Annotated in this window: 20 protein-coding genes; 8 read left to right on the forward strand and 12 right to left on the reverse strand. The window is 46.2% G+C overall.

The window, feature by feature from the left end:
- Nucleotides 1-80: 80 nt before the first annotated feature.
- From MIC7113_RS04120 to pckA, 5 genes are all read right to left on the reverse strand, one after another.
- The gene (locus MIC7113_RS04120) at nucleotides 81-989 is read right to left on the reverse strand and encodes a hypothetical protein (protein WP_015180909.1); all 909 of its coding nucleotides are present in this window, start codon (nucleotides 987-989) and stop codon (nucleotides 81-83) included.
- 310 nt (nucleotides 990-1,299) lie between these two features.
- Nucleotides 1,300-2,211 (reverse strand): pentapeptide repeat-containing protein, encoded by a 912-nt coding sequence (locus MIC7113_RS04125; protein ID WP_015180910.1) that lies wholly within the window; start codon nucleotides 2,209-2,211, stop codon nucleotides 1,300-1,302.
- Nucleotides 2,212-2,318: 107 nt separating this feature from the next.
- The gene (locus MIC7113_RS04130) at nucleotides 2,319-2,753 is read right to left on the reverse strand and encodes a VOC family protein (protein ID WP_015180911.1); all 435 of its coding nucleotides are present in this window, start codon (nucleotides 2,751-2,753) and stop codon (nucleotides 2,319-2,321) included.
- Between the two features lie 104 nt (nucleotides 2,754-2,857).
- Nucleotides 2,858-3,535, reverse strand: a complete 678-nt coding sequence (locus MIC7113_RS04135) for a hypothetical protein (protein WP_041780441.1) — start codon at nucleotides 3,533-3,535, stop codon at nucleotides 2,858-2,860.
- 416 nt (nucleotides 3,536-3,951) lie between these two features.
- Nucleotides 3,952-5,619 (reverse strand): phosphoenolpyruvate carboxykinase (ATP), encoded by a 1,668-nt coding sequence (gene pckA, locus MIC7113_RS04140; protein ID WP_015180913.1) that lies wholly within the window; start codon nucleotides 5,617-5,619, stop codon nucleotides 3,952-3,954.
- Nucleotides 5,620-6,508: 889 nt separating this feature from the next.
- Here pckA and MIC7113_RS04145 point away from each other — a divergent pair.
- From MIC7113_RS04145 to MIC7113_RS04170, 6 genes are all read left to right on the forward strand, one after another.
- Nucleotides 6,509-7,795, forward strand: coding sequence for a glycosyltransferase family 4 protein (locus MIC7113_RS04145; protein WP_015180914.1), 1,287 nt, complete (start codon nucleotides 6,509-6,511; stop codon nucleotides 7,793-7,795).
- Between the two features lie 555 nt (nucleotides 7,796-8,350).
- A complete protein-coding gene (locus tag MIC7113_RS04150; protein WP_015180915.1) occupies nucleotides 8,351-8,554 on the forward strand; it encodes a hypothetical protein in 204 nt (67 codons plus the stop codon).
- A 142-nt stretch (nucleotides 8,555-8,696) separates the two neighbouring features.
- On the forward strand, nucleotides 8,697-11,216 hold the full coding sequence (locus MIC7113_RS04155; RefSeq protein WP_015180916.1) for an endonuclease MutS2: 2,520 nt from the start codon (nucleotides 8,697-8,699) through the stop codon (nucleotides 11,214-11,216).
- 192 nt (nucleotides 11,217-11,408) lie between these two features.
- On the forward strand, nucleotides 11,409-11,999 hold the full coding sequence (locus tag MIC7113_RS04160) for a DUF3038 domain-containing protein (protein ID WP_015180917.1): 591 nt from the start codon (nucleotides 11,409-11,411) through the stop codon (nucleotides 11,997-11,999).
- 177 nt (nucleotides 12,000-12,176) lie between these two features.
- Nucleotides 12,177-13,859 (forward strand): DUF4335 domain-containing protein, encoded by a 1,683-nt coding sequence (locus tag MIC7113_RS04165; RefSeq protein WP_015180918.1) that lies wholly within the window; start codon nucleotides 12,177-12,179, stop codon nucleotides 13,857-13,859.
- Between the two features lie 222 nt (nucleotides 13,860-14,081).
- Nucleotides 14,082-14,363, forward strand: a complete 282-nt coding sequence (locus MIC7113_RS04170) for a YiaA/YiaB family inner membrane protein (RefSeq protein WP_015180919.1) — start codon at nucleotides 14,082-14,084, stop codon at nucleotides 14,361-14,363.
- Between the two features lie 61 nt (nucleotides 14,364-14,424).
- On the opposite strand, the gene MIC7113_RS04175 is transcribed toward MIC7113_RS04170, so the two are convergent.
- Genes MIC7113_RS04175 through MIC7113_RS04185 form a run of 3 tightly spaced genes read right to left on the reverse strand, consistent with a single transcriptional unit; the run spans nucleotide 14,425 to nucleotide 15,520 of the window.
- Complete coding sequence (locus MIC7113_RS04175) at nucleotides 14,425-14,877, reverse strand: ferredoxin (RefSeq protein ID WP_015180920.1); 453 nt, start codon at nucleotides 14,875-14,877, stop codon at nucleotides 14,425-14,427.
- Nucleotides 14,877-15,263, reverse strand: coding sequence for a DUF1257 domain-containing protein (locus MIC7113_RS04180; RefSeq protein WP_015180921.1), 387 nt, complete (start codon nucleotides 15,261-15,263; stop codon nucleotides 14,877-14,879). The genes MIC7113_RS04175 and MIC7113_RS04180 overlap by 1 nt, the downstream gene beginning before the upstream one ends.
- Nucleotides 15,264-15,304: 41 nt before the next feature.
- On the reverse strand, nucleotides 15,305-15,520 hold the full coding sequence (locus MIC7113_RS04185; RefSeq protein ID WP_015180922.1) for a DUF2997 domain-containing protein: 216 nt from the start codon (nucleotides 15,518-15,520) through the stop codon (nucleotides 15,305-15,307).
- A gap of 362 nt (nucleotides 15,521-15,882) precedes the next feature.
- On the opposite strand from MIC7113_RS04185, the gene bioU reads away from it, so the two are divergent.
- Nucleotides 15,883-16,923 (forward strand): (S)-8-amino-7-oxononanoate synthase BioU, encoded by a 1,041-nt coding sequence (gene bioU, locus MIC7113_RS04190; protein ID WP_015180923.1) that lies wholly within the window; start codon nucleotides 15,883-15,885, stop codon nucleotides 16,921-16,923.
- A gap of 79 nt (nucleotides 16,924-17,002) precedes the next feature.
- On the opposite strand, the gene MIC7113_RS04195 is transcribed toward bioU, so the two are convergent.
- From MIC7113_RS04195 to MIC7113_RS04210, 4 genes are all read right to left on the reverse strand, one after another.
- A complete protein-coding gene (locus MIC7113_RS04195; RefSeq protein ID WP_015180924.1) occupies nucleotides 17,003-17,593 on the reverse strand; it encodes a hypothetical protein in 591 nt (196 codons plus the stop codon).
- A gap of 193 nt (nucleotides 17,594-17,786) precedes the next feature.
- Nucleotides 17,787-19,004, reverse strand: coding sequence for a type II secretion system F family protein (locus tag MIC7113_RS04200; protein WP_015180925.1), 1,218 nt, complete (start codon nucleotides 19,002-19,004; stop codon nucleotides 17,787-17,789).
- Between the two features lie 197 nt (nucleotides 19,005-19,201).
- Nucleotides 19,202-20,338 carry a type IV pilus twitching motility protein PilT gene (locus MIC7113_RS04205; protein WP_041780443.1) on the reverse strand — a complete coding sequence of 379 codons (1,137 nt, stop codon included), beginning with the start codon at nucleotides 20,336-20,338 and terminating at the stop codon, nucleotides 19,202-19,204.
- Between the two features lie 102 nt (nucleotides 20,339-20,440).
- Nucleotides 20,441-22,438, reverse strand: coding sequence for a GspE/PulE family protein (locus MIC7113_RS04210; RefSeq protein WP_015180927.1), 1,998 nt, complete (start codon nucleotides 22,436-22,438; stop codon nucleotides 20,441-20,443).
- A gap of 747 nt (nucleotides 22,439-23,185) precedes the next feature.
- On the opposite strand from MIC7113_RS04210, the gene grpE reads away from it, so the two are divergent.
- A complete protein-coding gene (gene grpE / locus MIC7113_RS04215; RefSeq protein WP_015180928.1) occupies nucleotides 23,186-23,971 on the forward strand; it encodes a nucleotide exchange factor GrpE in 786 nt (261 codons plus the stop codon).
- Nucleotides 23,972-24,150 lie beyond the last annotated feature (179 nt).

Below are 24,150 nucleotides of genomic sequence, written 5' to 3' on the forward strand. Positions count from 1 at the left end.
AAACCCTTTTTAAATGAAGACTTTGACGGAAGATTTAGTTTGTCATCAGCGCTTTAGCCCTAAAGCACAACTACGAAGGGCTACTCTCTAACCTCAGAATACGCTGGCTCAATCACCCGTCCGCGTCGAAGCAAGCGATCGCCCTTTACTAAAGCGGGAGTTATCGTCACGTAATCTTGGGCGGAGCGATCAATATTTGGCTCGAAATCAAAATACTCACGACGACTCTGAGCGTCGTCCGGTCGATAAAGTTGCGATCGAATTCCCTGCTCCATTAAAATCTGGGGCAGCAGTTTTGTCAGTTCCAGCGCCATCTGAGGTTTCTCCAGAAATGACGCACCCATCAGCCGCTGAACGAGATTCAAAAGTTCAGGCAACTCTTCGATTCCACTAGCATCGAGCGGTTTTTTTACAGGTTCAGCCGAAGTAACCGCCAAATCAATCGTATTGAGCGCATCCGCCAGATTATTTAGAAGGATTTGGCTATCAACCTGCACGATTGGTTGGGGCACTCCTAGAGACTGAGTTGAATCTGAACGATTTTCTGGTTTACCTTTCTCGATCTGGAGTACAACTTCCAATCCTACAAGCACAGTCATCAGCAAGATATCCATCCAAGCCCCTGGAGTATCTTGAGTTAACGAAAATAATGAACCTAAAATGCTGATGCCGATGAGTGCCTGTAGCACTTTCAGAATTACCCTGTTAGAGGGCAGCCGTGTGGCTTGATTATCTATTTGCTGCGGCTTTGGCTCTAAAAACTTTGTTTCATTAGCCGCCGTCAGCGTACCAATAGTCTGCCGTAACGTATCCAGAAAAAAGGATGCCAAACGTACCTGAGTCACGCTCAGTCCACCAATGTAACTCTTCTCAAGATTATCAATTCGATTTTGAACCAGCTTAACGACTTGCTCCGGGCTGCTTGCCCTCTCAATCTCTGTCTGAAGTTCGCTCCGTTCTTTGCTAAAGAGTGTAAATAGTGTTTTCATCGCTTACCAAGACTTCAGCATTGCTCTCAATAGGGAATAATTCAGTGTATTACTAAAATTTTAATTAAATGCTGAAGTGAATTTTACCAATTTAGTCTAAATGTAGATTTAGTCAGATGAGATAGGTGAGCGTTCAATATCAATATTAGATAATGTTACCGAATTGCCTACAGTCTGAATAAAAATAATAGATTTCTACAATTCATTACACCCCTCAAATTAAGTTATATTATATCTACTGAAAAAATAACGTTAATTCTATTGTTCCAACTTCTATCGAAAGGAACAAATTGCAAGTTGGCGAGTGATATTAACGAATTAAGGCTTCTTGATTGAAGCTGCTATCCCATCCTTCAGTTTGTTCTATATTAACTTCTTTGAAAACAGCCCATTGAAGAGAAGCTCCCTTGAGATTAGTTCCTGTGAGATTTGCCCCCCTAAAGACAGCTCTCTCAAGGTTGGCTCCCTCAAAGTTAGCTCCTGTAAGGTTGGCTCCTCTAAAGACAGCTCCTTGAAGTTGTGCTCCTTGAAAGGAAGCACCGCTTAGGTCGGTTTGATTAAAGACAATCCTTTTGAGGTAAGCTCCTTTTAGGGACGCTTGTTGAAGGTTGGTGCGCCAAAAGCTAGTTCTCTTGACTAGAGCCTGATCAAGGTTTGCTCCTCGAAGATTTGCCTCGCTGAGGCTAGCCTCGCTGAAGTATACCCGAGTAAAGTCTGCTTCCCTCAGGTCGGCTTGTCGAAAGCTTGTTTCTTGAAGGATCGCTTCATGGAAATCTACCCTCCTTAAAACAGCTCTCATGAGATGCGATCGCCAAAAAATTGTGCCTCGCAGGCAAGCTCCTGTTAAGTTAGCCTGAAAGAGTGTTGCGACCTGAAGGTCAGTTTCTGGAAGAGAAGCGCCGATTAAGTTGGCTTGGCTGAGGTTGGATTGGAAGAGAATCGCCCCCTCAAGGTCTGCCTGATTCAAGTTGGCTCGACTCAAGGACACACACTCTAGTCGTGCACCACTCAGGTTGGCGTGGCTCAGGTTAGCGCGACTCAAGTTAGCGCGACTCAGGTTAGTGCGATTCAGGTTAGCGCATTGGAAGTATGCTCCACAAAGATTTGCTTCTTTTAAGTCTGAGTCGCTGAGGTCTATGGGGATCTGACAACTTTCTGGCTTTTGTCGATTCCAGAAATATACCCCTTGCCTAAGCAATGCGAGCTGTTCCGGATTTGCCATTGAGCGCCGGCCCTTCAGTTTGATGTATTACCTAATTGTTATAGGATACTCTGTTACTGGGCTTTATCCCCACCTAAGCACCCTTGCGATCGCCCTACAGCCCTCCCTTACTCCTTAGCCTTCATTTCAGCCGCTTGCTTGACGGTAAAACTCACTTCCTGACCATAAGAAATTTCAAGAGTATGACCGTCCGGGTCACGGATAAAAGCCCAGTAACCCACCGGGTATCCCTCCTCCGCCGGCCCTACTTCTAGAACACCCTCTAACCGAGCCTGATCACAAAGGCGATCTACTTCCTCACGAGTCGCGCACGCTACACCCAGATGGGCGATAGGTAAGAGTGGATATTCTACAGTGGGCATTTGAATCAGCACGATCACAAAAGGCCGAGTGAGGTCGCCTAGCCAGACAACATCAGATTGATTGGTTTGATCCGTGCGGTGGTGAACCACTTGCATTCGTGCATACTTTGAATAAAACGTGATGCTGGCATCCAGATGAGTTACAGGAAGCGCGACGTGTGTAAACCCCAGATCGGACATCAGAAATCTCCTATTATTTGGTTATTGCTTGGGACAAGCACGCCAATCATAAATAACCAATTTTAAACGTACCAGCGCTTGCTCCTTAGAGGCATTGCCAAAGGCTACCAAACTCGCAATAGCTGGTTACCCCCTTTCTGAAATTCATAAGGCACCTGCTGAATTTCCAAGTTATATCCCTGTGCCGTTAATTCTTTCATGACCCATGGCAGCAAATAGGAAGGTTCCCCAGAAATATTTAAAAGGGGGAAAATTCGCACTTCACTCGCCACGCGACACAATTCCTGAATTGAGGCAAGGTGAAACTCTTGGGAGATTAAATCGGAATAAGTAAATAGAAAATGACTGCACAAGGCTAAGTCAAAGCGATCGCATTCAAAGGGCAACCCCGGCAGTTCATCCATCACATAACGTCCTTGCTGAATTCCTAGGGGAAAATCTTCCACAAATAATTGCATGGCACTCATGCGGATTTGTCCCAATTGTTCGGGTGATTGGATATCCTGCCAGACGTAGTATTCCTGAGCGGCCTTAACTCCCTCTATGACGGTTGGGTAAGTTTCTTGGATACGCTGGGCAATTTCATCGGCAGAAAACTGATAAATCGGGTCAGATGAAATCACTGAGTATCCTTGCTGACTCATCTCGGCGTTGAAGCTGGCAGGGCCACCGGCACAATCGAGAATTTTCAAGTGGAGGTCATTCGGCGTTAGGTGAAACATTTTGACATATTCGCTTAGGGAACGTCCCCAAGGAATCACTTTTTCCAGTTTTAAGCCCATTGGTGTTTTTAAGAATTGTGTTCTAGCTTCACTCGTTCGGGGCAAGGCGTTTGCTTGACCAACAACCCAGTGACCGCCTCTGAGTTCGATTTGGTCAAGGGCATCGACAAAGCCGATCACAAAAGCTGTTGTTCAAAATCACCAAGTCGTGTAATCCAACTCCCTGAAGTGTATTTTCTTTCGTCTGTAGGATTTTCCCGTCAAGTTCAAACGATCAGGTGTGAGAGGAAAAGAGTATCATGAACACTCAAAAGATTCGCTTTGCAACGATTACATTGATATATGCGGCTTTGCTGTTTGCAGCTCCCCTGCTCATTAAACTCTGTTCACAACTTCCATAGCAGATGGTAGGGTGGGCAATGCCCACCCTACATCAAAGGTATTATTTGAGAGACTGCATCTCCATCTCAAAAACGCTAAAACACGGGAGCCGCTTCCAAAATCTCTAAGGGAGCCTGATGAAACTGCTTAAAGTTTTCCACAAACCGCTTCGCTAGAGCCTTGGCTTGTTGCTCATAGGCCGCCGGATCGCTCCAAGTCTTCTGAGGGTCTAAAATGTCCCGCTCAACCCCAGGGACAATTTCGGGTACCAAAATTTTGAAGATCGGATGGTGATGGAAGGCGACGCGATCCAACTTGCCACTGAGAGCGGCTGATATCATGGCACGAGTTAGTGGCAGTTTGATGCGTGAGCCGATGCCATAAGGGCCACCTGTCCAACCCGTATTCACTAAGTACACCGTAGCATCGAACTTAACCAGCTTTTCATATAACATCTTACCGTAGACTGTCGCAGATAACGGTAGGAACGGCTGACCAAAACAGGCTGAGAATGTGGCTTGTGGCTCCGTAATGCCGCGTTCTGTACCTGCTACCTTACTGGTATAGCCCGACATGAAGTGATAGATGGCTTGGCGATGGGTTAATTTGGCAATGGGTGGCAACACGCCAAATGCATCGGCGGTTAGGAAAATAACGGTCTTGGGATGGCCACCGATACTAGGAATCACGCAATTGGGAATATGTTCCACCGGATAAGCGACTCTAGTATTTTCCGTTAAGCTGCCATCGTCATAATCGGGCACACGAGTATTTTCATCGAGAACCACGTTTTCCAGCATTGCGCCAAAGCGAATGGCTTCCCAAATCTGAGGTTCATTTTCCTTGGATAGGCGAATGGTCTTGGCGTAACATCCTCCCTCAAAATTGAAGGTGCCAAGGTCTGACCATCCATGTTCGTCATCCCCAATTAAATGCCGGATGGGGTCAGCAGATAATGTTGTTTTACCGGTGCCAGAAAGTCCAAAAAATAGAGCTGTGTTACCATCCTGATCCATGTTGGCGGAGCAGTGCATCGGCAAAACATTCCGTTTCGTCATGATGTAATTCATGAACGAGAACACGGATTTTTTCATTTCACCGGCATAGTGGGTACCACCAATCAGAACCAGCCTTTTCTCAAAACTGAGGACAATAAAGGCTTCACTGTTGATACCATCAATATCTGGGTCACCCTGGAAACCTGGAACGGATATTACTGTAAAGTCAGGGTGATGAGTTTTGAGTTCCTCTGCTGTTGGCCTGAGGAACATTTGATGGACAAATAAATTGTGAGAGGCTAGTTCATTAATAACTCGGACACTGAGCTGATAATTTGGATCGGCACCAACATAACCATCAAAGACATACAGGTTTTTGCCCTGTATATAAGCCAGCATTCGTTTGTAGAGTAGATCAAATTTATCGCTCGCAATCGGAACGTTGACTGTGTTCCAATCTATTTCATCATGGATACTCGGTTCGTCAACAATGAATTTATCCTTAGGAGAGCGACCTGTATATTTGCCCGTGTTGACACAAAGAGCGCCATTACTCGCTAGAATACCTTCTTGGCTTACTATTGAATGTTCGATAAGTTGAGGAACGGGTAGGTTCCAGTAAACCTGACCTAAGTTTTTCAGACCGAGAGACTCTAGTCCAGGAGTCTTTCCGTTGATTTGATTCCTGTCTTGGGAAGAGTTCTGATAAACCCCATTCAGGTTTTTCCGAGCTAGGGACTCTCGTTTCTGAGTTTTGCTATTCATTTGAGTGCTCCCTTTACGAACAGTGTTGGAATTAAGTTGGCGTGAAAACGAGGTAAAGGTATCTGTTCATCATTCTTTCTCAGAACCAGATTTGACCTTGTGATAGTTAATACTTATTTGAGGGAATTAATACTTGTTGTTGTTTTTTGACTAAAGTTTAGCGACCCTTAAGGATGTTTATTTACAGTTCTTAATTCCGAATCTCGGTGAGTAATTGTTGTGATTTCTTGATAATTACTCTCTTCGGGATTAGCGCCTTAAAGTGAAACGGGATTATATCAAAGCTAGGTCAAAAAAAATACTTCGTCAACAAGGAAAAAGGAAATCAAAAGGTAAAACAACAGCAAATGCACGCTTGAAGGTTGCAATCATGAGACCGTGGATTGCTGAAGTTATGAAATATTTGGGGTATAAATTGATTAGTCTCTAATTCTACCAAGCGGAAGCAGGAATTGTCACTGGGGATAACCCGAAAAGTTATCAAAAACTAAACCGGAAAAGAATTATAAGCGAATACGCATTAATACTTAGTCTTTATGATCGTTAACAACTGATACTTCGACAGCTCCTAATCCAGAATCTCAACTGGATTGTCTAGCTGAAGTTGAACCGAGTTTGCCTAAGTGGAAGGTTGAGTGCTTTCAACGATTCAGTTCTAAAGGGATCAAGTCCTTTAACGTTATGTTGACAAAAATTAATTTTTGTGTATAACTAGAGGCTGGTTGTATCTTGCCGCAACTATATATTTTAGCTTTGGTATTTTGTAAAAAATACGGATACAGTACTAAAGCAGATGTAGTAATAATAACGATTAATTGATCAAGGTCTTTAGCTTATATCTAACAAGCTAATCTTCTGTCGATTCAGTAAGTTTGGGAGAGAAGAATCCATGGAGCACAAAAAAATAAAAGCTTTAATGATTGTAGAGCAATGCAATCCTACTTTCCCTTCGGTTCCGTTTGTCGCTTATAACTTATTTAAAGAAATCGACCGTATTGTTGATGTAACCCTTGTTACTCATGAAAGAAATAGGGATGCATTTGAAACAAAAACAGACCACAAAAAAGTTATTTATATTTCCCAAGGAGATTTCAATACCAAGTACTATAATTTTGTAGAAGGGTTCGCGACGAAAGGACGAATTAACTGGCCTTTATATCATACTTTAACCTATCCTATTTACGGAGAATTTGATAATAAGGTATACCAGCAATTTAAACAGTCAATATTGAGAGGAGATTATGATATCGTTCATGCCTTAACTCCGATGATGCCGAGATACCCTCATAAAGTAGTTAAAGCATGTACAAAAACTCCTTTTCTGCTAGGGCCTGTGAATGGAGGGCTTCCTTTCCCCAGTGGATTTCAAGAAACAGCCAAGCAGGAATCAGCTAACTTAAACTTTTTGAGAGCCTTGGGACGCTCATTAATACCAGGCTATGTAGAGACTTACAAAAAAGCTGATAAGATTTTAGTGGGTTCAGCCTATACATTGCAAATGTTAAAGGATATGTTTGCAATTCCCAATGATAAAACTGAACTATTCTATGAGAACGGCATCTCTAAAGACTTTTTAAGTCGGGCTAAAAATGCCAGTGATGGCAGCAAAGTTAAGTTGCTTTTTGTGGGAAGATTAGTTCCTTATAAATGTGCCGATGTTGTTATTGAAGCAATAAGCCACTTAGACAAAGAAATTCAAGATAAAATTTCTCTTTCAATCGTAGGTGATGGTTCGGAAAGAGCTAATTTAGAAAAACAAGTACAAGAACTAAATTTAGGCGATATAGTCAATTTTGTAGGCTGGATTAATCAACAGCAAACTCTCGAATATTACAGCCAATCAGATATATTTTGCTTTCCTTCCATTCGAGAATTCGGAGGAGCTGTGGTTTTGGAAGCTATGGCTTGTGGACTTCCCTGCATAGTGGCTAATAATGGTGGAATTGCTGAATATGTCACTGAAGAAACTGGATTTAAAATAGACCCAATTTCCAGGGAGTATTTAGTACAAGAAGTGATGGATAAAATTAAGTTACTAGTTAAAGATGAGCCGCTTCGGAAAACCATGTCGATTAAAGCTGTTGAAAGGGTTCAAGAATTTGAATGGGAACGAAAGGCTAAAAGAATTGTCGCCATTTATCAAGAATTAATTGAGGCAAAACGTAGTTTTTCATGAAACTAGTTTTTTGACCCTCAAAAGCCGTAACGGCTCACCCTTTCTGGTAACATAACAGGCGGGACATCATTGCATGGGTGCATATTACTCAGATACAATTTTTGTTTGGGAAATCAGAAGCTTCAATAATTTGAAATCTTACTGAAGAGCTAAACCCTGTACCTTTTTGCAAGTGAACGAGTTCAAGACTTAAAACCCTTGCTCCACCAGTACACTAATTTTACAAAATTTACACACAACGGCTATAACTTGGCAAGATTGTAATTGGATGAGTTAAATGCATCCGTCCGAATGGTGCCACAGTAGCAAAGTAAAGTATTCAGGCTTGTAGCAATCCCCCACGGTAGTGATCAGCTTTGCTGGTGCGCTACGCATCATTATTTTTGGCAAACTCTTGCCGAAAAACCTTTTCTATGCTTTTCCTCCTTCTAGAGTGAGAATCGCTGATGCGTGAATCTCGTTAGAGTAAAGAAGGTAGAATTGTCGATATTTTGTAATAATTCTTAAAGGTTAACCGCCCGTAAGACACCAATACATTAATTAAGCCTAGAAAAAATGGATAGCAATTCGGCGAATCTAGGGATTCCCCTGACGGCTCAAGACAGAGAAGCATTAGACGAGATATTTAAAGCCGTCGCTGCTGACGAGATTAAACAAATCGATGAGACGGTGGCTCGTTACTCAATTGTGCCGTTGGAACCCTGGGAAGAAGCTGGTTGGGTGGTCAACAGTTCCTTACCACCGAATGACCATTTGTAGGCTTAGCCCTTTTTCACAGTGATGGATGAGGGTGGGAAAGTGAGGCAAGAAACATTACGGTTAATCCCACTCGCGGCGAATTGGGAAATTGTCCCATAATGACGTTAGGGAACGCTTTAACACCTGAAATTTTTGATTCAATTTGATTCAATCTGAAACATTACAACTACTAGAATGGTCACGCCTGTGCCAGCACCTGGCTACATTTGCCGCTACAAAGCTGGGGGCGATCGCAGCTCATCATCTCCAACCGCCAGCCACACTGTCTGAGAGTCTGGACTTGCTGACTCAGACGAAAGAAGTTTACCAACTAGAGGCACGGTTAACCAGTGGGCTGTCCTTTGAGGGAATCCAGGATATTGGCGAGTCGTTGGAGAGGGCAGAACTTCAGGGACTTTTGTCTGGCGAAGAACTGTTAGCGATCGCCACTACACTGTCTGGTGTGCGTCGCTTGCGTCGTGTGATTGACGATCAAGAAGACGTGCCTATCCTCAATGAGTTGGTAGCAGAGGTGCGAACTTATCCAGAACTGGAGCAAGAAATCCACCACAGCATCGATGAACGAGGCGATGTAGCGGATCGAGCCAGCCCCAAGTTGGCGGGAATACGGCTCAAGCTGAAGTCCTTGCGCGACCGAATTTATCAAGTGCTTCAGGGGATTTTGCAGCGTCAAGGCGGTGCCGTTCAGCAACAGGTGATTACCCAAAGAGGCGATCGCTTTGTTATCCCCGTCAAAGCACCCCAGAAAGACGCGATTCCCGGTATTGTACACGATACCTCTAGCACAGGTGCTACGGTTTATGTCGAACCCAACGCCATTGTCGGACTCTCGAATCAGCTTAGAATCCATCGGCGTCAAGAGCAAACCGAAGAAGAAGCAATCCTGCGTGCCTTAACACAGCAGGTGGCAGCCGTTAAGCCCGATTTAGAAAAGTTGTTAGCCGTGGCAACAGCGCTGGATTTGGCAACGGCAAAAGCCCGGTATAGCTTGTGGCTACAAGCCAATCCACCCCGATTTATTGACCGTCAGGCTGGAGAAACCATCACCCTGCGCGAACTCCGGCATCCCTTGTTAGTTTGGCAGCAGCAGCACGAACAGGGTACACCCGTTGTCCCAATTAACGTGCAGATTCAGCCGTCCATTCGTGTGGTAGCGATTACCGGCCCGAATACGGGGGGTAAAACGGTTACTTTGAAAACCCTGGGCTTAGCAGCACTGATGGCTAAGGTAGGTTTGTTTGTCCCAGCAAGAGAACCGGTGGAACTGCCTTGGTTTGATCAGGTATTAGCCGATATTGGGGATGAACAGTCCATTGAGCAGAGTTTATCGACTTTTTCGGGTCACATTCGCCGCATTAGTCGGATTCTTGAGGCAATCCGTGGAGAGTCGGAAGCGTTGCAGGTTGACACGCTGTTAGCGCCGCGCCAGAATTCAGACGAGGATGCCGCCCAGGTTGAAAGTTGGGAAGACGATGCACAAACGTCTAATCTTCTTCAACCTTCAACCCCAGCCCCCAGCCCCTCATTAGTGTTGTTGGATGAAGTGGGTGCGGGAACTGATCCGGCAGAAGGAAGTGCTTTAGCGATCGCATTGCTGCAACATTTAGCGAATACAGCCCAGTTAACCGTTGCCACCACTCACTATGGCGAACTCAAGGCGCTGAAATATCAAGATGAGCGATTTGAGAATGCCTCGGTTGAATTTGATGATAGTACTCTTCAACCGACTTATCGGTTATTGTGGGGTATTCCAGGCCGTTCTAACGCCTTAGCGGTGGCACGACGTTTGGGGTTAAATCCCAACGTGGTTGATCAAGCGCAAAGCCTAATCGGCGGTGCCTCCGAAGATATCAACCAAGTGATTGCGGGTTTAGAAGCCCAACGGCGTCGCCAGGAAACAAAGGCAAAAGAGGCAACCCAGTTACTCCAACAAGCAGAACGCCTGCATCAAGAGGTCTCTGATCGGGCAAGGCTGTTAAATGAGCGGGAACGGACATTGAAGCTGTCTCAGGAACGCGCCGTGCAGGAAGCGCTGGTTCAAGCCAAGGAAGAAATTGCCCAAGTGATTCGGACGTTGCAACAAGGGCCAAAAAGCGCTCAAAATGCCCAAAAAGCAACCGACGCCCTCCAGGAAATTGCCCAACGCCGTCTTCCGGCAAAGCTGCCTGCCAAACAGAAACCTAGCTTTAGACCCAAAGTCGGCGATCGCATCCGTATTCCCCGCTTAAATCAGACGGCTGAGGTACTGAGTGCCCCAGATGAAGACGGTGAACTCACGGTGCGCTTTGGCTTGATGAAAATGACCGTGCTGCTTTCGGATGTGGAATCTCTTGATGGGCAAAAAGCCGAGATGCCAGTCAAACAGAAACCCGCCCCAGCACCGACTCCTGCTGTAGCATCGCCACCGTCTCCAGTTGTCCGAACCGATAAAAATACAATTGATATTCGGGGCAAGCATGTTGCAGATGCCGAGTTTGAGTTGGAGCAAGGGATTTCTGAAGCAACCCAATTGGGGACACTGTGGATTATTCACGGAAAAGGAACGGGAAAGCTACGCCAAGGGGTTCATGCATTCCTGGAACGCCATCCCCTGGTTGAGCGGTTTGAGTTGGCCCAACAAGCGGAGGGTGGTACAGGTGTCACACTGGCTTACCTTAAATAGTGAGTAACGGGCTGTTTTATACTCATGACCCATTACCGATTACCGATTACCCAGTTAAGAATTATTAACTCAAACGGCAAAACTTTCAAAACTATCACTATGCGGCTGGAAACTTGCCGTAAACTCTGGTAGTCGTGTTTCAAGATTGGTAACTGCTCTCCGCCCACTAAATTGGTCACCTACTCTAAAGCTATGCGCTCTACCGCAAAGACGCCGCCACCCTCTCCCCCTTGGGAGGAATTGCCTCTGGGTCAAGCGCCAGACCCATTAGAGCTGGATAATATCAAAACCCAGCTAGATTTGATTTTACTAGCGCTAGAAGCCTTAGCCGATATTGGTTCTGAGGCGATGCTCCAGGCCGCAGCTGACTTAAATTTAGAGTCGATGGTGTCGGATCGGGTGGGTTTATGGCGTCTGCGGCAGTCCAACCCCCTGCGAAAAAGTTCGGGAGGGCGGAAAAAGTTAGATGTGGAAGAAGCGCGATCGCTTGTTCTGATGATCTGCCACCTAGCCAAACAGCATCAGGAGTTAATCCGTCGTGCTGTCTCGCTTTTGGAACAAATGGCAGAACAAAACAATGAACCGCATCACGCGGCTTTGTTAGGAGATTATCTGGATACGTTTAGCAATACCTACCAGGAGCGCATGGAGCAAGGAGAAAATGTATCGCCGGATCGGTTGACCCAACTGGCTCTTAAACTGCTGATCGATTTGCTGTTCTATAGCGGCCCCAACGGTCACCGACGCCTCTGGTTAGCCCTGCTGGAGCGAGCGCGAGACTGAAGTCCTCTAGCCCCTAAAAGCGAGGAGCGAGGAGTTATATCATTTTGGATTTTGGACTATATATCAAGAGACTCCGAAGCCAATATGTGGGGGATGAAAAAAACAATACAACGATTTTGTTGGCTTGCTCTTAACACCACTTTCCCCTAACTCAAACCTCAAAACGTCTTTAATCTCATGCCTCTATCAAATTCAAACTTACGACGATATACTCCCCCGACCTGTACTTTAGAAATCGCGGCAAAAACTTCGCCCCTGTCACGATTTGTCGGGCAGTCTGTACTGAAGAATTTACGCTTTGAGCTGCGTTTTGATGACCCACGACAGCCCGATGACCAACGGGTGACGATCCGAGGCGATGAGATAGAGCTAGAAATGTTGTGTGAAGCGGTGAACAGCTACATACAACACTTCTTAGAATCGCCATCGACGCAACAGTTACTCATCTCTGGAACACCAAGGGCGAGTAGTGGCTTAACTACTCATGACAATCTCAGCCAGGATTCTCTCGCTTCACCTGCCCCTAGGGTGATGAATTCAGATGCGATCGCCTCTCGCTCTCTTTATCAAGAACCGGGCAAGTTGGACGATTCAACGCTAGACCCTAACCTCAAGCGAAACCCCAAACGGCGATCGCTTAAAGCCCGATCTCTAGCTACAGATATTTACCTGGAACCTAAAGGCTTACTCGCCCATAACCTCATTCTGGGTCACTTGGCTAACGAAGAATCCGGCCCTTTCGTTAATCTGAGCGTCACCCAGTTATTCGACCTAGCCACTGCATTGGATGAATACGCATCGGATGCAGTAGCCTTGCCCAATCTCAATCCTTTAAGTTGGAAGAAAGCCCCACCGGCTTGGGCGGGTACGGCAGCGGCTGTTGTGTTAGCCGTGGGAGTCACGGCGGCGACGGTGAAATACTTTGATCAGCCGAAAAATCAGCCTGTTGCAACAACCGCAAATCAGCCACCGAGTCCAACACCACCTGCCCCTGCAACACCAGTAGCCACTCCTCCCATCACGCTCCTGCCAACGCCAACAGTGCCATCTCCTCTGGCTACAGCACCCATACTGCCACCCCCTTCTCGCGTCAATATTCCATCGACGCCTTCACCGCTCAATCTCCCTTTAGGGAATCAAGGTTCGACGAATTCTTCTCTAGGAAATCAACGCCCAACTACCATTATTGGTGTTAATCCGTCTGAACCTGCAACGAACCGACCCAATCGTCCGGATATCCCTGTTTTTACGGGTGGAGCAGCCGATCGCCCTAGTTCTATGGCTCCTACTCCTACAGTTGCTATTTCTAAGAGAAATCCTTCTCCTTCTGCTCCTTCTGCTGACAAGGCTCCCCCTGCACAAGCTCCCAGGCAAACCACGAAACCGGGCATACCGGAAACCGCTCCCTCCCTACCCAATTTACCCTCTCTCAATCCGAGTCCATCTACAGCGTCTAATGGGGAGAATCCATCCATCCCTCCCGCTACCACTCGCACGACTTCTCCCACCGCCGAGATAAACCAATCGGCGTCTGCTCCAAGCGATACGGGGGATAAGAATACACTGTTTGACAGAATTCCTCAAGTTGGAGAGGTAAGAGACTATCTCCAACAGCGCTGGAAGCCGCCTTCGGGCTTAACTCAAATCCTGGAGTATTATGTCTTCCTCAATCCGAATGGTACAGTTGAGCGAATCATTCCGATTAACAGCGCAGCGGTAGAAAATCTCAACCGCACGAATATACCGACGCCCGGTGAATCGTTTGTGTCTGCTGTCCAGGGAGAAGGGAACCCAAAAATCCGTGTGGTTTTTAATCCAGATGGCAAGGTACAGACTTTTTATGAAGGTCGAGAAAGGTGAACGACCCTAGGTTTGGTTCGCTTTGCCAGTCTTATCGTCCAATTTAAAAACTGTCACAGTCCGAGGGAAGTGGAACGTGCGACTTTGAGCCATTTGAGGCAAGGCACACTGTAACTTTTTCTGTACGGTTGAACAACTGTCTCTCCTGTCGATTCTCTAATGAGCCACAATATCTACCATAAGAATAAATATTTTTCTTCCATCATTTGAGGTAGAGAGACTATGCAAACACCAGCGGGCAATCAAACACACAGTACGGGATGGGTTGTTCAAGCTTGGTCTTCTTTTGCTATTGCCGTTGTTGCCATGACGATTGGCATCCTCAACCTTCCTGTGGATAATTGGATCAAAGGCTACATGGGAATCGGTTTATCGTTTACCGTTGGCTCTACATTCAGTGTGGCAAAAACCACTAGGGACATGCACGAAGCGAAAAGAATCACCTCAAGAATCGAGGAAGCGAGAGTGGAAAAACTCCTCAACGAACACCACCCCCTAAAATAAAACCCTCAACAGCACTCAGCTATCAAGGGTTTTGGGTTGGAACGGTTGGCCAAACAGACGATTAATGCCGTTTTCTGGCCTTTTTATGCTGTTGTTTGAGCCTCTTTTGCCGACTCTGGATGGCAACTAAGCTATGGTCAATGGGATAACCGACAAGCGGAATCACCTGATATTGACGCTCTTGTTCAAGCTGCTTAAGTTCGGTGTAATCAACCCAGTGAATACAATCAACCGGACAAGTTTCAATCGCTTCCTGAATCACTTCTTCGGAATCACCATCTTGCCGAATGACACGCGATCGCCCATAATCCTCTTCGATGTAAAAGGTGTTGCGAGCGACATGGGCACAGTGCTTACAGCCAATACAGGTAATTTCATCAACATAAACACCCTTCTGCCGTAGAGCACCTCCGAGCTCGGGTTCAAAGCCGGAACGCTCCGGTGCATCGCGAAAGATGCCTCCTAGTTCTGGCTCTAAACCGGAACGCTCCGGTATCGGGGAGGAATCAGACATCACGCACTCCAGCGTTGGACAACTAAACGGATGGAACCATCTTCATTCTTCTGTTGCTCAGAAACTTGAAAGCCCTGTTTCTCGGTTTCGTGAATCACCGTATGGTAAGCATAACGCTGCGTCACGCGGTTGAGGAAGCCATCCACAGACCAAGACTGTTTCCAATACTGTAAGTCCGCAACGAGTTCATATTCGTTCCCGTTCCAACTAAAACCGATGTCATAGTCATTTTCTTGTTCAATGACAACTTCGGCATTGCGGGTTTGCCCTTGATAACCACGAACTGAACGAGGCCCAGCTTTCCAATCAACACCGAGATCGGATAAAGCGGCTTCTAAAGAGGTGAGATTACGGATTTGAGTCTTTATGTTGCTGAAATGTGACATGGCTGTTTATAAAAGAACTACGCTAGGTTTGACAAAAAAGTTTACCAATCGCTGAAAGTCGCGTGAGCAGTAGCTTGGGCTGATTGAGACAGTTTTTGGGCGAAGTAGTCTGAGGTTGTTTCTTGAGAAACGACTCGTCCTAACTGAGCTTCAATCGCAGCGGTTACCTCGGCGCAAGAGGCTCCGATAATGCCTGTGACTTTTTCTTGGACTCTACCATCCGGATAAATGATGAACTCTAAGGTTTCCATGCTCATGATTGATTGCTGGGTAATCCTCAATTCGTGGCTGGAGCAGTGACTTAAGAGCAGTTTTGGGTGTCTTGCCTTCCCTCAGACGACCACGCTGATTGGCCAATAGCTACTCAATTGAATGAGAGCAACCGCATCACTACTACTCATTTTTAAACAATACTTAATATTTTACTAGCAGCCTACTCTAGTTTTTAGTTAAGTTTCGCGTATGTTTGGTGTGCAGTCAAGCGACTCAGTTTCCTGAGAAGTGAGCTTTCACAAAAATATACATAACTAAATTTGAGCTGACTTATATCGCCAGGTTGATCTGTAGAGCCAGTGAACCTGGATAATTAAAATCTGTTTTATTTATAAACTCAGACAAAATGAGTGACAAGCAAGGCATCAATCTAACTGACGCAACAACGACTGATTCCCTCTTCAGCAAACCTGTCAGGGTAGGTGTTTTGGGTTTTGGGGGTTTGGGGCAAGCCGCCGCCAGAGTTCTGGCACCCAAACGTGAAATGCTGTGGGTGGCAGCCGCCGATCACAAAGGTTATGCCTATGACAGCCAAGGTTTGAACCCGAATACCTGCATTGCGACGTACCAGTCTCAGGGTTCAGTGGGTTATTTAGAGCCAACGGGCACTCTCAGCAACCACAGCATTCAAGAGTTAATTGAAAAAGCTTCTGTAGATGGATATTTCCTCGCGCTGCCGAATTTACCCAATACCTTTATGGCTTCTGTGGCGCGGCAATTTATGCAAGCGGGTTGGCAGGGGGTTTTGGTGGACGCTCTCAAGCGCACTAGTGCTGTTGAGCAGCTATTATCACTCCGAGAGGAATTGCAAGCGGCAGGAATTACTTACATGACAGGCTGTGGTGCAACACCAGGGTTGTTAACAGCCGCAGCGGCTTTAGCGGCTCAGAGTTATGCGGAGATTCATAGCGTAAAAATTACGTTTGGGGTGGGAATTGCCAACTGGGAAGCTTATCGAGCCACCATTCGGGAAGACATTGCCCACCTTCCTGGCTACAATGTTGAACGCGCTCAGAACATGAGTGATGCTGAGGTGGAAGCATTATTGGATGAGACGAACGGCATCCTGCGCTTGGAGAATATGGAACATGCAGATGATGTGATGTTGGAATTGGCTGGGATTTGTCCGCGCGATCACGTCACGGTTGGCGGTGTTGTCGATACCCGCAATCCCAAGAAACCCCTGAGTACAAATGTTCAAGTTACAGGTCGTACATTCGAGGGCAAGATCTCGACTCACACCTTTACTCTAGGTGATGAGACCAGTATGGCTGCGAATGTCTGTGGCCCTGCGTTTGGTTACCTCAAAGCCGGGATATCGTTACACCAACGAGGCATTTATGGTCTGTTTACAGCGGCTGAAGTGATGCCAAAATTTGTTCAGTAGAAGTGACAGGTTCAGAGGTTGCAGGTTGCCGATGAGAACGTTCAACTTTCAACCTTCAACTTTTTAACCTGCTACCCTTTCACGCGGGTGGACTTTCAGGAGACAAGCTTTCTATGTTCTCTTCCTTTTCCAAAACTTCTGGAATTTGCATCACAAAAGGCAAACATCCCCCTAGCAGTCCTCGCTGAATCCGTTCTGGTGTTTCGGGGAATACCACAAACAGGGGATATATGCGATCATTTCCTTCACTAAGAATGTGTTGATAGCGAGGAGGCATCAGCCATTCATAGTCTTTGTCTAGCAACACTTGTGTCTGACGCCAGCGACTGAGCAAGTTAGAAAAATCCTCATGGGGGCGATGAATAAAGATAAAAATTTCAACCCCCATTTTTATTTTCCATTCCGGATCGCACATCACAATAGCCAAGTCACAGGGCAAGCAAACAGCTTCTGGCGAGGCTGTATAAGTGATGTGGTTTTGTCCGGCAGGAGGTTTGGGATGGCGAATTCGCACAATCGGCAAAGGAATAGTAATTACGCTCTCGTCCGGTCGGCGCATACTGGGAATCATTTCCAAGTAAGGTCGGTGTTTTTTGAGGAGTGCGATCGCACCATCATGGTGACTAAACTCCGCCAAACTAGCTTCGTAATCAAATTGTTTAACAGGCATTTTTTTGTATTATGAATTGCAATAATTAACCTATTTTTATTAACAGTTGAGCGAATAAATTCAAATCGATTCCTCTGAAAAAAGAGAGGGTTACAACGCACTTGAATATTTAACGCAACGTTGAAAACCCTCTGTGGTGAAAGCTGCTAGGTAACGAAAGAAGTTCTTCGCTGGCTAATGAACGCTTTAATGTCTAGCCCATAGCGTCATACAGCTTAAACAGTGGCAGATACATAGAAAGTAGAATCACTGCCACCATTACTGCCAAAAGAACCATCATGATCGGTTCGATGAGACTGGTAAGAGCTTTAACGGCTTGCTCTACCTCATCTTCATAAAACTCAGCCACTTTCATCATCATGGAATCTAACTCCCCTGTTTCTTCACCGATGCTGATCATCTGAATCGCTAGGAGAGGGAAAACTTGCTCTTTTTGGAAGGCAAGGCTGATCATCCCACCTTGTTGAATCTCAAGCTTGGCTGACTCGATCGCATTGGCAATGACTTGGTTACCTGATATATCTCGGACGATATCCATGGAACTCAGGATTGGCACCCCCGAACGAGTCAAGGTTCCAAAAATACGACAAAAACGTGCAACCGCTACCTTTTGATTCAAATCGCCAAACAGGGGCATTTTTAATAAGAAGCCATCAATTTGTAGGCGACCAACCGTCGTTTTATAGTACAACCTAAAGGCCGTGACGACAGCTATGATGATAGCAATTGGGATAATGACTTTCCAGCTTCTCAAGAGGTTACTGATATTAACCATAAATTGAGTTAAAGCCGGTAACTCTACATCCAGGTCTTTGAAAATTCCCTCAAAGATTGGTATGAGAAATATGGTCATCCCCAAAAAGATGATAATAGCCAAAACTCCGACAGTAACGGGGTAAGCCATTGCCGATTTGACTTGGTTTTTCAACCGCGCCATATCTTCCAGAACCTTGGCTAATCGGTTGAGTACCTCGTCAAGGACACCCCCAACCTCACCCGCTTGCACCATACTGACGTACAGAGTATCGAAGCAATCCGGATGTTTACGCATGGAGTCAGAGAGACTGGTTCCCTGCTGCACCTCGCCACTGATGGCAAGAAGCGCTTTTTTCAGTTTAGGATTAGGACACTGTTCAGATAAAACGCCGAGGCATCGCACCATAGCCACCCCTGCGTTGACCATTGCTGCAAATTGGCGTGAAAAAACAGCTTTATCCTTAATCGTCAGCTTACTAAAAGCGGCATTAAGTTCCGAGAAGTCAACGTCTAGGCTGAAGCTTTTCTTGACAGCTCCAACAGAAGCATACCGATTTTGAAGAATAGTACGAGCTTGTTCGGGAGAGTTCGCTTCGATCTTCTCTTTTTTGGCGTTTCCTCTAGTGTCCCGAACCTCAGCGATGAAGGTAGGCATAATAGGCGTCTCGATGAAACGAAAGCATCGTTAGATGGGTAATGGGTCAGAGTGAATGGGACAAACTTCTACCAAGTACCCATTACCTCTGACCAACAGACTAGAAATGCAAGAATTAACGGGAATTCATATCAGGCTCAGGATTTAAGGATGGCAATGGGGGTTCTTCCACAAAACCCATACCTTAACTGGATAACTTAGCGAGCTACTTTAGTCCCTGGAGCAACCTTGGCCCCCATATTTCCGATAGCCGCACTTCCAGCACCGGCCAGAATCCGCTGCATCTCTTCAGGTTTGGAACTCTTAGATACAGCCGCTTCAAACGTAATTTGACCTGTTTTAACCAAATGCGCTAACGACTGTTCCATCGTCTGCATCCCCATTTTTGAACCGGTTTGGATGGCAGAGTAAATTTGAGCTATTTTCCCTTCTCGGATCAAGTTTGCGATCGCAGGGGTTACAATCATGATTTCCTGCCCCATCACCCGACCAAATTCACCCGGTTTTGGATTTTTCTTGGGTATTAAAGTTTGACTAAAGACGGCAATTAAGGAGTTAGAAAGCTGAGCATTAATTTGTTGTTGTTGCTCTGGCGGGAACACGTCGATAATCCGGTTGATCGTCGAAGCAGCCGAACTAGTATGCAGGGTTCCCATCACCAAGTGACCTGTCTCTGCTGCCGAAATGGCTAGAGAAATGGTTTCCAAATCCCGCATTTCTCCGACCAAAATTACATCAGGGTCTTCCCGCAATGCTGCTTTCAAAGCATTAGCAAAGCTTTTGGTATCTTCACCCTTTTGGCGTTGATGAACCAAACTTTTAATGTTGGGGAACACATATTCAATGGGGTCTTCAACCGTTAGAATATGTTCGGGTCGGGTTCGATTAATCAGGTCAACCATTGCCGCCAGGGTGGTGGTTTTACCAGACCCCGTAGGTCCTGTCACCAACACTAATCCTCTTGGTCTTTCACTCATTTCCCGAACAATATCGGGTAAATTCAACTGGTCAAAGTTAGGGATTTTGGAAGACAACGCCCTCAAGCAAGCCGCATAGTAACCCCGTTCTTTATAGACATTGACGCGGAAGCGAGCCAATCCCTTAACTCCATAAGAACAATCTAATTCCCAATTCTGCTCTAACTCCTTGCGTTGGGTATTATTGAGCATACTGAAGATCAGTTTCTGACATTCGTGGGGGGTCAGGGGGTCTTCGTGAATGGGCTGGAGTTTTCCACTAATGCGGAAGTAGACGGGGGCACCGGATTGAATGTGCATATCTGAGCCACCCATTTCAATCAACTGCTCCATCAAGTCTTCAATCATTAGTTCCATTGCCATGGCTCTGTCTCCTTCGTAATTATTGGTTCACCGTTGTTGAGTATGAGTTGTTAGTTGGAACAAGAATTTATCCGTTCACAACTAACAACTATATTTTTAGTCCTGAAAACGAGGGGTCATGCAGTAAGGACAGTCTAACCACTCTTGTTGTAATGTGGCTGAGCAAGTCCGACAAGAGAGGGAACTCTTACGTTTGGCTTTGCGTTCGGCTTCTAACCCTGAATCGGTAAAGGTCACACGTTCCACTTCATCGAGTGTCGTGTAGCCTTGCTGTACCAGATTTAAGCTATAGGCTAATAAAGTGGTCATTCCCTCTTCTACAGCGGCTTCCTTCAGTCGCTCGGCTGGAGCAGCTTCGTTGATTAAGGTTTGAAGGCGATCGCTAATACGCATGACTTCATACACACCAACACGTCCTTTGTAGCCAACACCATTACACTTTTGGCAAAGTTTACCTTTAGCTCTGGCCTCGGCGATTTCATCGGGTTGTAGGGTGTTGGCTTTATAGAGCATGATTTCGCCTTCACGGGAGGTCGATAGACCAAAGCGAGCTAATTCGGCAGAGGTTGGCACATAAGTAATGCGGCACTCGGAGCAAACACGTCGAATCAATCGTTGCGCCAAGACGCCCAACAGAGCATTGGAAACCATGAAGGGTTCAACGCCCATTTCGTCTAATCGTGGGATCGCACCAGCCGCGTCGTTTGTGTGAAGCGTGGTGAGTACTAAGTGACCCGTGAGTGCCGCTTCAATCGCCGTTTTAGCGGTTTCCTTATCCCTTGTCTCACCGACCAGAATCACGTCTGGGTCTTGTCGCAAAAAAGACCGTAGAATCGAGGCAAAGTCCATGCCCTTCTCGCGCAGCACCTGCACCTGAGTAATACCCGCTAAGGAATATTCAATAGGGTCTTCCGCCGTACTGATATTGATTCCAGGGTCATTCCGTTCCGCCAGCATCGAGTATAAGGTTGTGGATTTACCCGAACCCGTGGGTCCTGTTACCAAAATCAGGCCAAACGGACGGTTTGCCATATCCCTGACCATTTGCAGCGTATCTTGGTCAGTGATTAACTTATCCAAACCTAGTTGGGTTTGCTCGTTGTCCAAAATTCGTAGAACAACTTTTTCGCCATAGCGGCTGGGCAAGGTACTAACGCGAAAGTCAACTTTGCGACCCTGGTACATCCGCCGAATTTTACCGTCTTGAGGCAGTCGTCGTTCGGCAATATCCAGCTCTGCCATAATTTTGAAGCGAGCCGACACCGCTGGAGTGATTTTCTTCGGTAAAGGCTCGAATGCTTGGCGCAGCACCCCATCTTTCCGGAATCGGATGCGTAAAGAATTCTCTTGCGGTTCGACGTGAATATCTGAAACGCCCTCTTGCAGTGCCTTGGCAAGAACTTTATTAACCAAGTTAATCACAGGAGCATCTTCTGCTCCCCCCACATCCAGCTCAGCTTCTTCGTCCGGTGCATCGGATAATGTATCTAGGCTGTCGATATTCTGTAGGTCTTGTTTGACATCTACAGCTTGTTCAACCTCCATCTGCTTTTGCTTGGCCAGCTTTTCATCAAGGTACTTGGAGATGATCTGCTGATAGTCTTCTTGGGTAATGACCATCCTTTGCAGCGAGATTCCCTGAGGTCGCAAGATGCGGTTAAGATCATCCTGAGCATCGAGATTATCCGGGTCTACCATCGCCACCAGCAGCGATGGAGGTTGGGTTTCATTCTTCGATAGCGGGACTAGGCGATAGCGACGACAAATATCAATGGGGAGCAGTGTGTCAATTAGTTGACCCACTTGATTGGTAGCAATGTCATTAATTTCCGGATCGAGAGATTCAACCCCGTAAAGAACTTTTAGCTCAAATAACTGCTGTTTCTTATATTGCCGCAGTAAGTCGGGGGAAAGCTGACGCCCCGTCATGGATTCGAGAATTTCTGTCAGGGGTCTTCCTGACTTGCGGGATTCCACCAACGCATTCTGCATCTGGTCGGTGTCAACGTAACCCGCTGCAATCAAAGATTTACCAAAGGGCGAAACCTCGTTGCGAACGATCAGGGCACGTCGTTGTGATGAGGAGTTAGTCATAGCGGCTGAGAGTATTTCCTTTCGTTACAAGTTATTCTCTTTCTTCACAAATCCTTCTCAAAAGGAGGGTTTAAGTCGTGTTTGAGAAGCTGGCATCAGGGTTATAAAAGTCCACTGACACTTTGAGATGACTCTAGTTACCGTAAGAAAGGCTCTTTCCTTAAGCTGGTTGCGTTGTAGCCCCGTTGGGGAAGAACTTTTCTTTCGTGAGTCCTGTCGGATGCTTTCCGCACTGTGATTACAAATATCCTGACAAAGATGAAAAGCTTATTTTCATCCGATAAAGTGAACTTGATAAAATGGGAGAAGCTAGCACGAGCAGCATTATTCATTATGTAGAATATTCTGATAATAGCTTTTACTAACTTGCGCTGGCACAACTCTCACCAAACATTTTTACCGACAGGGATGCAGAATCCTTAGGTCTATGGACGACACCGACAAGAACAAATAGTGTCTAGAGGGACACTAGGGTGCTACATTGGGTGAGAAGCGCAATGGTGTTACATCTGTAAGGATATAAAGATGGGCAAACATGCTGGCATCTGGACGTAGCTCCCGCGTCTGCCCCCTGAATCAGCGAGCCGTATTCAGCCGGGGCACATTAAAATCTGAAGAAGTCGCGATCCCGCGCCTAGGCGTAGCACTTCTTGTAGATTACAAGAAACTTTTAGGGATCGGGTTGCTAGTGGACAACAATTAAGATCGCCAGTACTAGCAGTCTTTGTAAGTGGGGATGAGTAGAGCATGATCGACGAAGAAAATCAGCCAGATAGTACTTCACAGCCGACGAATGAGGCTGCCGATAGCCAAAGTGTGAGCGATCAACAAGCGGTCGTAGCGGAAGGTGGATTGGTAGATTTAGAATATCCATCGGCTGTTGAGGAAGAAACGGCTGAGTCAACAGCGGTATCGGCTAAGACCGAGGGAGAAGCCCAAGAAGCCACTCAAGCCGCTGCGGATCTGCCGTTAGCCGGTGGAGAGTTAGAGGCTATCCTAAAGTTGAGGCAGGAAAATGACGCATTGAAAGCTCAATTAGAAGAACTTAATCAACAATCCGAGTCATTCAAGACTCAATCCATGCGAATTGCCGCAGATTTCGATAACTTCCGCAAGCGTACAACGAAAGAGAAAGAGGATTTAGAACAACAGATCAAGCGAGTTACGCTGAGTGAGTTATTACCCGTAGTGGATAATTTTGAGCGGGCGCGATCGCAAATTAAGCCCCAAGATGATGGAGAAATGGGCATCCACAAAAGCTATCAGGGAGTTTATAAACAGCTAGTGGACTGCCTTAAACGCATTGGAGTGTCTGCCATGCGCCCCGAAGGAAAAGAATTTGATCCCAATCTCCACGAAGCCGTGATGCGGGAGGCGACGAACGAATACCCAGAAGGTGTGGTTATCGAACAGCTAGTACGAGGATATTTCTTGGGTGAGCGTGTTCTACGCCATGCGATGGTTAAAGTTGCCTCCGCACCGGAAACTCCCAGTGAGGAATCGGATGAAAGTCAAGCTAGCTCTCCTGAATAAACCCGTCACAGGAGTAAAGCGTTAGGGTCAAAGTTGCTGCTCTTTGGGATTCGGTGGTAACCTCAGAAGAAGGTACCCTAAAAACCTAAGGGGCAGGATGCATTAACCATCCTTTGGTGTCAGGCTTGATTGACGATAAGTCTACAAGAGTGCTCGACCAAAGGAAGGTTGGTTCTAGT

The organism is Allocoleopsis franciscana PCC 7113, assembly GCF_000317515.1.
Lineage (GTDB): Bacteria > Cyanobacteriota > Cyanobacteriia > Cyanobacteriales > Coleofasciculaceae > Allocoleopsis > Allocoleopsis franciscana.

Bases quoted from the DNA above. Each gene is read 5' to 3' on its own strand.
- MIC7113_RS04120 (WP_015180909.1), bottom strand. From the start codon at position 989: ATGAAAACACTATTTACACTCTTTAGCAAAGAACGGAGCGAACTTCAG.
- MIC7113_RS04125 (WP_015180910.1), bottom strand. From the start codon at position 2,211: ATGGCAAATCCGGAACAGCTCGCATTGCTTAGGCAAGGGGTATATTTC.
- MIC7113_RS04130 (WP_015180911.1), bottom strand. From the start codon at position 2,753: ATGTCCGATCTGGGGTTTACACACGTCGCGCTTCCTGTAACTCATCTG.
- MIC7113_RS04135 (WP_041780441.1), bottom strand. From the start codon at position 3,535: ATGGGCTTAAAACTGGAAAAAGTGATTCCTTGGGGACGTTCCCTAAGC.
- pckA (WP_015180913.1), bottom strand. From the start codon at position 5,619: ATGAATAGCAAAACTCAGAAACGAGAGTCCCTAGCTCGGAAAAACCTG.
- MIC7113_RS04145 (WP_015180914.1), top strand. From the start codon at position 6,509: ATGGAGCACAAAAAAATAAAAGCTTTAATGATTGTAGAGCAATGCAAT.
- MIC7113_RS04150 (WP_015180915.1), top strand. From the start codon at position 8,351: ATGGATAGCAATTCGGCGAATCTAGGGATTCCCCTGACGGCTCAAGAC.
- MIC7113_RS04160 (WP_015180917.1), top strand. From the start codon at position 11,409: ATGCGCTCTACCGCAAAGACGCCGCCACCCTCTCCCCCTTGGGAGGAA.
- MIC7113_RS04165 (WP_015180918.1), top strand. From the start codon at position 12,177: ATGCCTCTATCAAATTCAAACTTACGACGATATACTCCCCCGACCTGT.
- MIC7113_RS04170 (WP_015180919.1), top strand. From the start codon at position 14,082: ATGCAAACACCAGCGGGCAATCAAACACACAGTACGGGATGGGTTGTT.
- MIC7113_RS04175 (WP_015180920.1), bottom strand. From the start codon at position 14,877: ATGTCTGATTCCTCCCCGATACCGGAGCGTTCCGGTTTAGAGCCAGAA.
- MIC7113_RS04180 (WP_015180921.1), bottom strand. From the start codon at position 15,263: ATGTCACATTTCAGCAACATAAAGACTCAAATCCGTAATCTCACCTCT.
- MIC7113_RS04185 (WP_015180922.1), bottom strand. From the start codon at position 15,520: ATGAGCATGGAAACCTTAGAGTTCATCATTTATCCGGATGGTAGAGTC.
- bioU (WP_015180923.1), top strand. From the start codon at position 15,883: ATGAGTGACAAGCAAGGCATCAATCTAACTGACGCAACAACGACTGAT.
- MIC7113_RS04195 (WP_015180924.1), bottom strand. From the start codon at position 17,593: ATGCCTGTTAAACAATTTGATTACGAAGCTAGTTTGGCGGAGTTTAGT.
- MIC7113_RS04200 (WP_015180925.1), bottom strand. From the start codon at position 19,004: ATGCCTACCTTCATCGCTGAGGTTCGGGACACTAGAGGAAACGCCAAA.
- MIC7113_RS04205 (WP_041780443.1), bottom strand. From the start codon at position 20,338: ATGGAACTAATGATTGAAGACTTGATGGAGCAGTTGATTGAAATGGGT.
- MIC7113_RS04210 (WP_015180927.1), bottom strand. From the start codon at position 22,438: ATGACTAACTCCTCATCACAACGACGTGCCCTGATCGTTCGCAACGAG.
- grpE (WP_015180928.1), top strand. From the start codon at position 23,186: ATGATCGACGAAGAAAATCAGCCAGATAGTACTTCACAGCCGACGAAT.